At 71.4% G+C, this 8,392-nt stretch carries 7 protein-coding genes and 2 pseudogenes; 3 read left to right on the top strand and 6 right to left on the bottom strand.

Going from position 1 to position 8,392, the window contains the following annotated elements:
• Both ACQKIP_RS32740 and ACQKIP_RS32735 read left to right on the top strand, forming a co-directional pair.
• A pseudogene (locus ACQKIP_RS32740) lies at positions 1 to 1,065 on the top strand (glycoside hydrolase family 2 protein); the annotation flags it as partial.
• Positions 1,062 to 2,099, top strand: a complete 1,038-nt coding sequence (locus tag ACQKIP_RS32735; protein ID WP_365856082.1) for a LacI family DNA-binding transcriptional regulator — start codon at positions 1,062 to 1,064, stop codon at positions 2,097 to 2,099. The pseudogene ACQKIP_RS32740 and the gene ACQKIP_RS32735, both read left to right, overlap by 4 nt.
• 54 nt (positions 2,100 to 2,153) lie before the next feature.
• Here the strand turns inward: ACQKIP_RS32735 and ACQKIP_RS32730 are convergent, their stop codons facing one another.
• From ACQKIP_RS32730 to ACQKIP_RS32710, 5 genes are all read right to left on the bottom strand, one after another.
• Positions 2,154 to 3,173: a LacI family DNA-binding transcriptional regulator gene (locus ACQKIP_RS32730; protein ID WP_365856080.1), complete on the bottom strand. Its 1,020-nt coding sequence runs from the start codon at positions 3,171 to 3,173 to the stop codon at positions 2,154 to 2,156.
• A 90-nt stretch (positions 3,174 to 3,263) separates the two neighbouring features.
• Positions 3,264 to 4,601: a cellulase family glycosylhydrolase gene (locus tag ACQKIP_RS32725; RefSeq protein WP_365856078.1), complete on the bottom strand. Its 1,338-nt coding sequence runs from the start codon at positions 4,599 to 4,601 to the stop codon at positions 3,264 to 3,266.
• Positions 4,602 to 4,931: 330 nt separating this feature from the next.
• Positions 4,932 to 5,915: an ROK family protein gene (locus ACQKIP_RS32720; protein ID WP_365856076.1), complete on the bottom strand. Its 984-nt coding sequence runs from the start codon at positions 5,913 to 5,915 to the stop codon at positions 4,932 to 4,934.
• A gap of 99 nt (positions 5,916 to 6,014) precedes the next feature.
• A complete protein-coding gene (locus tag ACQKIP_RS32715) occupies positions 6,015 to 6,806 on the bottom strand; it encodes an NAD(P)-binding domain-containing protein (RefSeq protein WP_365856074.1) in 792 nt (263 codons plus the stop codon).
• Entirely contained in the window at positions 6,803 to 7,267 is a 465-nt protein-coding gene (locus tag ACQKIP_RS32710) for a hypothetical protein (RefSeq protein WP_365856072.1), read from the bottom strand. The genes ACQKIP_RS32715 and ACQKIP_RS32710 overlap by 4 nt, the downstream gene beginning before the upstream one ends.
• Before the next feature lie 125 nt (positions 7,268 to 7,392).
• Between ACQKIP_RS32710 and ACQKIP_RS32705 the strand changes: the two are divergent.
• Positions 7,393 to 7,995, top strand: a pseudogene (locus tag ACQKIP_RS32705) (TetR/AcrR family transcriptional regulator); the annotation flags it as partial.
• A 112-nt stretch (positions 7,996 to 8,107) separates the two neighbouring features.
• Here ACQKIP_RS32705 and ACQKIP_RS32700 read toward each other — a convergent pair.
• Entirely contained in the window at positions 8,108 to 8,359 is a 252-nt protein-coding gene (locus tag ACQKIP_RS32700) for a fibronectin type III domain-containing protein (protein ID WP_427744957.1), read from the bottom strand.
• Positions 8,360 to 8,392: the final 33 nt, after the last annotated feature.

Raw genomic sequence — 8,392 nt, 5'->3', positions numbered from 1 at the left:
GACCCCACCCGCCCCTACACCGCGGGCAGCCCGTGGTCGGGATCCTGGGACCACCACCCCAACGACCCCGATCACGGCACCTACCACTCGTGGGAGGTGTGGAACCGGCAGGACTACACCGACTACCGCGACAACGTGCCGCGGTTCGTCTCCGAGTTCGGCTGGCAGGCACCCCCGGCGATGGCCACCCTGCGCCGCGCCCTGCCGGGCGAGGACCTCGCCCCGGACTCCCCCGGCATGCTGCACCACCAGAAGGCCGAGGACGGCAACGGCAAGCTCAACCGTGGCATCGAGCGCCACTTCGCCCCTCCTCAGGGCGACTTCGACCGCTGGCACTACCTCACCCAGGTCGTGCAGGCCCGCGCCGTCGCCACCGGCATCGAACACTGGCGGGCGAACTGGCCGCGCTGCGCCGGAACCATCGTGTGGCAGCTCAACGACTGCTGGCCGGTCAGCTCCTGGTCCGCCGTGGACGGCGACGGTCGGCTCAAGCCGCTCCACCACGAACTGCGCCGCGTCTACGCCGACCGTCTCCTGACCCTCCAGCCGGGCGCCGACGGCACCGATCTCGTCCTCGCCAACCAGGGCGCCACGGCATGGGAGACCACCGTCAACCTGCGCCTGATGCGCACCGACGGCACGCTCGCCGCACGTCTCACGCTCGACCTGACCGCCCCGCCGCGCGAGGTGCTGCGCCTCGCGGTCCCGCCCGAGGTGCTGCCCGCGACAGGCTCCGCCAAGGAGTACCTGGTCGCCGACTCCGACGAACTGCGCGCCCTCCATCTGCCCGTACGGGACCGGGAGTTCGACTACCCCGAGCCGCGCTACGACGTCGCCGTGGAGACCGTGGGCAGCGACAGGAACACTGTCGATGTGGTGATCAGCGCGCAGACCCTCGTCCGCGACCTGCTGCTACAGCCCGACCGCATCACCCCCCACGCGACCGCCGACCGCGGCCTGATCACGCTCCTGCCGGGCGAGCGGACGCGCATCCGCGTACACGGCGCGCAGGGCGCCGGGGCCAACACCGTCCGGGCCGCCCTGTTCTGCGTGGAACCGGCGTGAGTGCTCCCGCCCAGCGCGTCACCATCAAGGACGTCGCGGCGGCCGCAGGGGTGTCCAAGGGGGCGGTCTCGATCGCCTTCAACAACAAACCCGGGCTCTCGGAGCCGACACGCGAGCGCATCTTCGCCGTCGCCCGGGACCTGGGCTGGGCGCCCAACTCCTCGGCCCGCAGCCTGTCCACGCAGCGAACCGACACCATCGGCCTCGCGCTGTGCCGACCGGCCCGGCTGCTTGGCCTCGAACCGTTCTACATGGAGTTCATCTCCGGCATCGAGAGCGTCCTCGCCCAGCACTCCTGCTCGCTGCTCCTTCGCCTGGTCAACAGCCTGGAAGAGGAAATCGAACTCCAGGAGACCTGGTGGCGCAAGAGGCAGATCGGCGGGTCCATCCTGGTCGACTTCCACCAGGACGACCCGCGCATCGAACCGCTCAGACATCTCGGTATCCCGGCGGTGGCCGTGGGGCATCCCGACCTGACCGGCGGGATCCCCTCGGTATGGACCGACGACGCGAGCGCGGTGGCCGAGGCCGTGCGCTACCTCGCCGCCCTGGGCCACCGGCGCATCGCACGCGTGGGCGGGCCCTCCGGCCTGGGGCACAGCGCCATCCGGGAGCAGGCGTTCCTGACCACCCTGCGGGAGCTGAAGCTGGATCCGGGTCCGCAGGCGGCGACCGGGTTCGCCGGCGAGGAGGGGGCCCGCGCGACGCGCTCGCTGCTCCTGCGCCCCGACCGTCCGACCGCCATCGTCTACGACAACGACCTCATGGCCGTGGCCGGACTGGGCGTCGCCGCCGAGATGGGCGTGGCGGTGCCGGACGAGTTGTCGCTGCTTGCCTGGGACGACTCCCAGCTGTGCCGGCTCACGCATCCGACGCTTTCGGCCATGAGCCATGACGTGCACGGCTTCGGCGCGGAAGTCACCCGTGAACTGTTCGATGTCATCGCGGGGCGCGCGGTGACGCCGCGCCGGGTCGCGACGCCGTCACTGACACCGCGGGCATCGACGGCGGCACCGCGCGCGCCGGGGAACTGAGGCACCGGGATCTCTGACAAGGAGGCCTCGCACATGAAGATGTGCGACGCCTCCCTATGCGCGCCGCGGTGCGCTGGTGCTCGCCCTGGGAACAAGGCGGGCGGCCGCGACCTGGCTGTCCTGGACGGGTTCCTCGTCGACGGCGGCCAGCAGCATCCGTGCCGCGCTGGCCCCGTAGTCGGCGATGTCCCTCGTCAGCGCGGTGAGTTGCGGGCGTACGACCTGGGTGAAGGGCGAGTCGTCCCAGGCGACCAGGGACAGATCACGCGGCACGTCGAGGTTCAGCTCCTGCGCCACCGACAGACCGGCGACCGCCATGATGTCGTTGTCGTAGACGATCGCCGACGGGCGTTCCGCCGCGATCAGGAGCCCCCGGGTGGCCCGCGCTCCCTCGTCGCCCGAGTAGTCGGTGTGCACCACCACCGGTTCGGGCAGACCCGCGGCGCGGCAGCCCGCCTCGAACGCGGCGTCGCGCACGCTCGTGTGGGCGAGCGCGGGCAGGCCCGCGACGCGCGCGATGTGCCGGTGCCCGAGAGCCGCCAGGTAGGCGACGGTCTCGTGGATGCTCGCACCATCGTCCGACCAGACGGCGGGCACGGCACCGGCCGCCTCGGGCGGGCCGAGCGCGACCACCGGCAGGTCCATGGAGGCGAAGGCCGGGATGCGCACGTCGTCGTCGTGCAGGTCGACGAGCAGTGCGCCGTCCACCCGGCCCTCGCCCCACCAGCGGCGGTACAGCTCGATCTCGTCGTCGTGGCTGGTGACGGTCTGCAGCATGAGCGCGATGGACCGCGGCGCGAGTTCGGACTCGATGCCGCTGATCAGTTCCATGAAGAACGGCTCGACGCTCAGGGTGCGGGCCGGGCGGCAGACGGCCAGGCCCACGGCGCGGGCCTTCGCGCCGTTGAGGGCACGCGCCGCGTTGCTCGGCCGCCAGCCGACGTCCCGCGCGATCGCCTTGATCTTCGCCCGGGTCTGCTCGGAGACGCCGGGCTGGTCGTTGAGGGCGTAGGACACCGCGACCTTCGAGACGCCCGCACTGCGGGCGATGTCCGCGATAGTCGGCCGTTTCATGCGCCCTCCTGCTGTACCGGTTCCGCACTTCAGCGGCCGACCTTACCGGCCGACCGCCGAAGTGCGCTCATCCGGACACTGAACCAGGGTTCAGGCCGTGGTGCAGGTCCTGCCGTCGAGGGTGAAGGCGTCCGGTGCGGCGTTGTTCCCGGTGGAGGAGCCGTTGAGGCCGAAGCTGACCGAGCCGCCGGCGGGGATGGACCGCGTCCAGGGCTCGGGCGTGATGTGCACGCGGGCCCCGTCCTGGGTCGCCTTGGCGTTCCACACCGAGTTGATCTTCTGCTGGGCGGGGAAGGCGAAGTCCAGGCCCCAGTCGTCGATCTTCTGCGCGGACGGGTTGCGGACGGTGATTTCCGCGTTGAAGGAGGTGCCCCAGTCGCTCAGGCGGTAGGTGACGGCGCAGGCACCGCTCCCGCCGCCCCCGTCGGACCCCGCGAAGACACTGGCCTCCTTGGCGGTGGCCTTGATGCCGTTGGCACCGTCGAACAGCCGCCTGCCCCAGCCGGAGAGCTGGGCGGCGTCGAAGTTCTGGACCAGGTCCAGGTACTCGACACCGCCGCCGTTGCCGCTCCAGGACCACCCCAGGTAGCCGATGCCCAGCGACTGGGCGGTGGCCATGATGGCGTCCTCGTCCGGATTGCCGTCGGAGTGCATGTCACCGAACTCGCCCACCACGACGGGCAGTTTCGCCGCGGTGAAGCGGTTGAGGTAGTCGCTGACCTCGGCCGGGGTGTCGTAGACGCCGTACATGTGGATGTCGAAGAGGGTGTTCCTGTCCGGGTCGGCGGCGAAGACACCGGCGGCGTTGTCCCGCATGGTGAAGGACCAGTCCTGGCCCCAGTTGGGGGCGTCGACCATCAGGGTGTGCTTGATGCCGCCGGCACGGAGACGGCCGATGGCGGTCTTGGTGTCGCCGGTCCAGGCCGCGTAGTTGGTGTTGCCGTAGGGCTCGTTGCCGATGTTGACCAGGACGTACTTCTCCTGGCCCACGAGGGCGCCCTTGACGTCCAGCCAGTAGTCGACGGCCTTGGACAGCGGGGCCGCGGCGCCCGCCTCGCCGTAACCGGTGGTGTCGTGGGCCTCCAGTACGCAGATCAGCCGGTTCTTCTTGCACTCGTCCACCACGCGGGCGACGTCGGCGGTGTCGTTCCTGGTCCACTGATCGCCCGTACTCAGCACCACGCGGACGGAGTTGGCGCCCTTGGCCTTGATGTCCTTCAGTGCCTGGCTCGTGCGGTCGGGGTACCAGGTGTGGGCGTGGTTGACGCCCCTCAGCACGAAGTCCTTGTCGTTGGCGTCAAGGAGCCGTCCGTCCCGGATGCGGAAGCCGGGGGATTCGGCGGCCGGGGCGGGCGGGGCGGCGGTGAGCAGGGCAGCGCAGGCGGCGAGCAGGGCGCCCGTCGCGGCGGCGGCTCGGATTCGTCTCATTCGTCTCATCCAGTGCTCCTGGTTCGGTCGGTGCGTGCCCGCTCGTGGGCGTGCGGGATCCACGGGGCGCGGCGCGGCTTGTCATCAGGGGCTGCCATCAGGGGGCTGTCAGGGGTGCTGTCGCCGGGGGGCGCGACTCGTACGCCGGGCGGTGGCGTGCCCGAGCGGTACGCGGGAAGGCAATCGGCGCACCGTTCCGCTCGCGCGCACCGGGTGGCGGCGAGCCGGTCCGAAGCTCCCGCCCGGCGACGGCCACGACATTAGGGGCCGCGGAAGCGCGGCACAACGGTTTGAACAGAACCGGTTAAGTTCATCTGGTCCGGGAGCACTTCAGGCGGACCGACCCCGCGCCAGAGCAGGGTCGAAACGCCCGCGAGGGCCCGGTACACCGGCGAACAGGCGGGCCGCGGCGGCGGCGCCGACGAGCCCCGCGTCCTGTGCGAGGGCCGCGGGCCGGACTTCGAGGCCGCGCACGAAATCGAGGGTGGCGTAGGCGTCCAGGTGCCGACGCAGCGGCGTGAACAACAGGTCGCCCGCCTGTGCCACTCCCCCGCCGATCACCGCCACGTCGACCTCGATGAGGGAAGCGGTCGCTGCGATGGCGGCGGCCAGGGCCTTGGCCGCCCTGCCGAAGGCGGCAAGTGCCAGGACGTCTCCGCGCCGGGCGTCCTGCGCCACCGTGGCGGCGGTGGCGGGCTCCCCGGCCGGCGGAACCCAGCCGGACGCGAGCGCCTGCCGGGCGATCGCGGTGCCACTGGCCAGACCCTCGACGCAGCCCCGCGCCCCGCACGGGCACGCAGCGCCGTCCAGGTCCACGCTCATGTGCCCGATGTGCCCGGCATTGCCGGAAGGGCCGGGGTGCAGGCGCCCGTTGAGGACGAGCCCGCCGCCGACGCCGGTGGACACGACCATGCACAGCGCGTGATCGAAGCCGCGCGCCGCGCCCAGCCAGTGCTCGGCGGCCGCCATCGCCACGGCGTCCCCGATCAGCACGGGCTCGACCCCCGAGAACAGCATCGGATGCGCGCGCACCTCCGCCACCAGCGGAAAGCCGCGCCACGCGGGGATGTTGACCGGACTGACGGCGCCCGACGCGGTGTCGACGGGGCCGGCACTGGCGATACCGAGCCCGCGGATGACGCCCCAGCCGGGATCACGGGCAAGCCCGTCGAGGACCTCGTTGACGGCACCCATCAGCACACCGGCCGCCCCCTGTGCCGGCGTGGGGCGCTGGACGCGCCCCACCACGCACCCCTCCTCGTCGACCAGCGCCCCCGCGATCTTGGTCCCGCCGATGTCGAGTGCTGCGTACATGACCCCACCCCTTCCGATACGGGCTTACGGGCCCGTCGGCATGACAACGTTGCCCCGGAAGGATACTTAACCAGTTCAGTTCAGGGGGTCGGACGCCGTTCAGTCGCCGGCGGCGCGCAGTCGCAGATCGGCGAGGAGCCCGTCGAGGGCCTGGTGGAGCGCCTGGGAGTTGGCCGGGTCGAACCATGTGGTGCGGATGCGTTCGTTGTTTCCCTTCGGGGTCTCGTGGTCGGCGGCGAGTTGGTGCAGGGAGCGGGTTTCGTCGCTCAGGGCGCGGCCGACGCCCTGGAAGAGGCTGCGGATGTAGCGGTCGGCGTCGTGGGCGGGGATGCCCTGGTCGGATGCCCACGACGTGAGGGCCGCGAGATAGGCGTAGTGCGTGGTCAGCGTGCCCGTCAGGGCGGAGAAGACGTTGAAGGCGTCCTCATCGGCGACCGGTTGCGCCCCGCCGAGGCGCGCGAAGAGCGCGTCCACCACGGGGTGGGACGGGTAGGTCACCGTGACGGAGCAGCGTTCGCGAATCGCGGGCAGGGGGATGGCCCGCACCAGCACGGCGTCGGTGGCCAGGAGGTGGCGCAGGTCGTCGTTGGCGACGCCGGACATCACGTTGACCACGATCTTGTCGTCGGCCACCCGCAGACCGGCCAGGGCCGCGTGCCGGTCCACCGCGCGGACGGCGACGATGACCACCTCGGAGCGGTCCACCACCTCCTGGTTGTCGGCACAGACCCGCACGGGCTCGTAGCGGGCCGAAAGCTCCGCGGCCGTGCGGGCTCCCCGGGGCGAGAGGAACACCTCGGGCGCCTCGGATGACTTGCCGTCCCCGTCGTACAGGCCCGTCACGATGGCCCGGCCGATCTCGCCCGCTCCGATGATGCCGATGCGCTTCACTGATTCCCCTTCCGCGAAACCCCCGGCCGCCTCCACAGCAGCATGACCGCCACAAGCGCCGCCAGACAGGGAGCCATCCCGGCCCAGCCCAGTTCCGGCGGCAGGCCGGTGTCGCCGGAGGTGTCCTTGGCGAGCAGCGCGGTCACGCTGACGCCGGTGCCGAGCACGAACATCACGGTGGCGGCGGGGCGGGCCCACCGCTTGCCCGCCTTGACGGCCCGGGTCGTCCAGAGCCACGCGATGACGCCGAGCGCGCCGAGGACGGACAGCAGGACCAGGTAGGTGGTGACGGCCGAGTCGACCCGCGCCTGGCCGTACGCGGGATAGCCGGCCCGGATGTGGTCGGCGAGCAGATGGCTGGTGGCACGGTCGACGTACGGGAGGACCGTCGCGATGACCGTGAGCCCGAGGCCCGTGTACATCGCTCCGACCACCCATCGCTCATGACGGGTCTTCGTCATCGGGGCGCTTCTCCTTCCGCTGTTCTCACTCATGTCTCCTCATTGCCGCTGAAACCTACGCCGTAGGTTTGCGTTCCGCACGGTAATTTCTACGGTGTAGGTTTGGCAAGGGAGAAGGAGGAGACATGGCCGGACGCACCCGGGGCACCTCAGCGGGGCTCGACCGGCGGCGCATCGCCGCCGCCGCCGTCGCACTGGTCGACCGCGACGGCCTGGAACGCTTCGGGGTGCGGCGGCTCGCGCAAGAGCTCGGCGTCGACCCGATGTCGATCTACCACCACATCAAGGGCAAACCGGCTCTCCTGGACGCGATGTCCGAGGCGGTGCTCGCCGACGTGGCGGTCTTCACGGACGACACCGCGTCCGGCGACTGGGAGGAGGTCGCCCGCCGTACGGCGCACGGATACCGCGAGATGGCCTACCGGCACCCGCGGGTGTTCCCGCTCCTGGTGACGCGCGCCCGGACCTCACCGGTCGCCGTCTCCGCCCTGGAGAAACTGGTCACCGCGATGCGTGCCGCCTCGCTGCCCGACCAGGTGGTCGCGGACGCGCCCATGGTGCTGTTCGGCTTCCTCAACGGCCACCTCCTGTCGCGCACCATCGACGAGCCCGGCGCCACACCCGAGTTCGACGCCACCGCGTACCCCGCGATGGCCGCCCTCTCCCCCCTCATGACCGGCTTCGGATCCCTGCCGGAGTTCGACCGGATGCTCGACACCGTGCTCGCCGGAATCAAGGACCGGGCCGCACGGTCCGCCGCGTCGCCGGCCGCCGCCGGGCGGCAGCGCCGCGCGGCCCTCAAGGAAGGAGCCACGGCCTGCGGCCGTGGCTCCTCGTCCGTCAGTCGGTCGGCGTGGCCGACACCTCAGGGGAGAGAGCGGACTCGAGGCCGTCCTCGTTCACGGCGGCGACGGCGTAGTAATACTTCGTGCCGCCCGTCAGCCCGCGGTCCACGTAGTCCTCGCTGCTGGTGGCGTGGCTGAACTCGGCGTTCTCCTTGGTGATTCCGGGCGTGGTGGAGCGGTAGACGCGGTAGCCGGTAACCGGCGCGTCGCCGGTGCCGTACGGAGGGGCGTACCAGCTGAGGCTCACGCTGCCCGCGCCGGGCGTGACCTTGTAGAACTG

Origin of the sequence: Streptomyces sp. NPDC059900 (genome assembly GCF_050270335.1) — a bacterium.
Lineage (GTDB): Bacteria > Actinomycetota > Actinomycetes > Streptomycetales > Streptomycetaceae > Streptomyces.
Note: the sequence above shows the minus strand (reverse complement) of the source record. Positions and strands in the feature narration are given on the sequence as shown.

Coding starts and splice junctions, on each gene's coding strand:
- ACQKIP_RS32710 (WP_365856072.1), bottom strand. CDS start 7,267: ATGACGAAGACCCGTCATGAGCGATGGGTGGTCGGAGCGATGTACACG.
- ACQKIP_RS32720 (WP_365856076.1), bottom strand. CDS start 5,915: ATGTACGCAGCACTCGACATCGGCGGGACCAAGATCGCGGGGGCGCTG.
- ACQKIP_RS32725 (WP_365856078.1), bottom strand. CDS start 4,601: ATGAGACGAATCCGAGCCGCCGCCGCGACGGGCGCCCTGCTCGCCGCC.
- ACQKIP_RS32730 (WP_365856080.1), bottom strand. CDS start 3,173: ATGAAACGGCCGACTATCGCGGACATCGCCCGCAGTGCGGGCGTCTCG.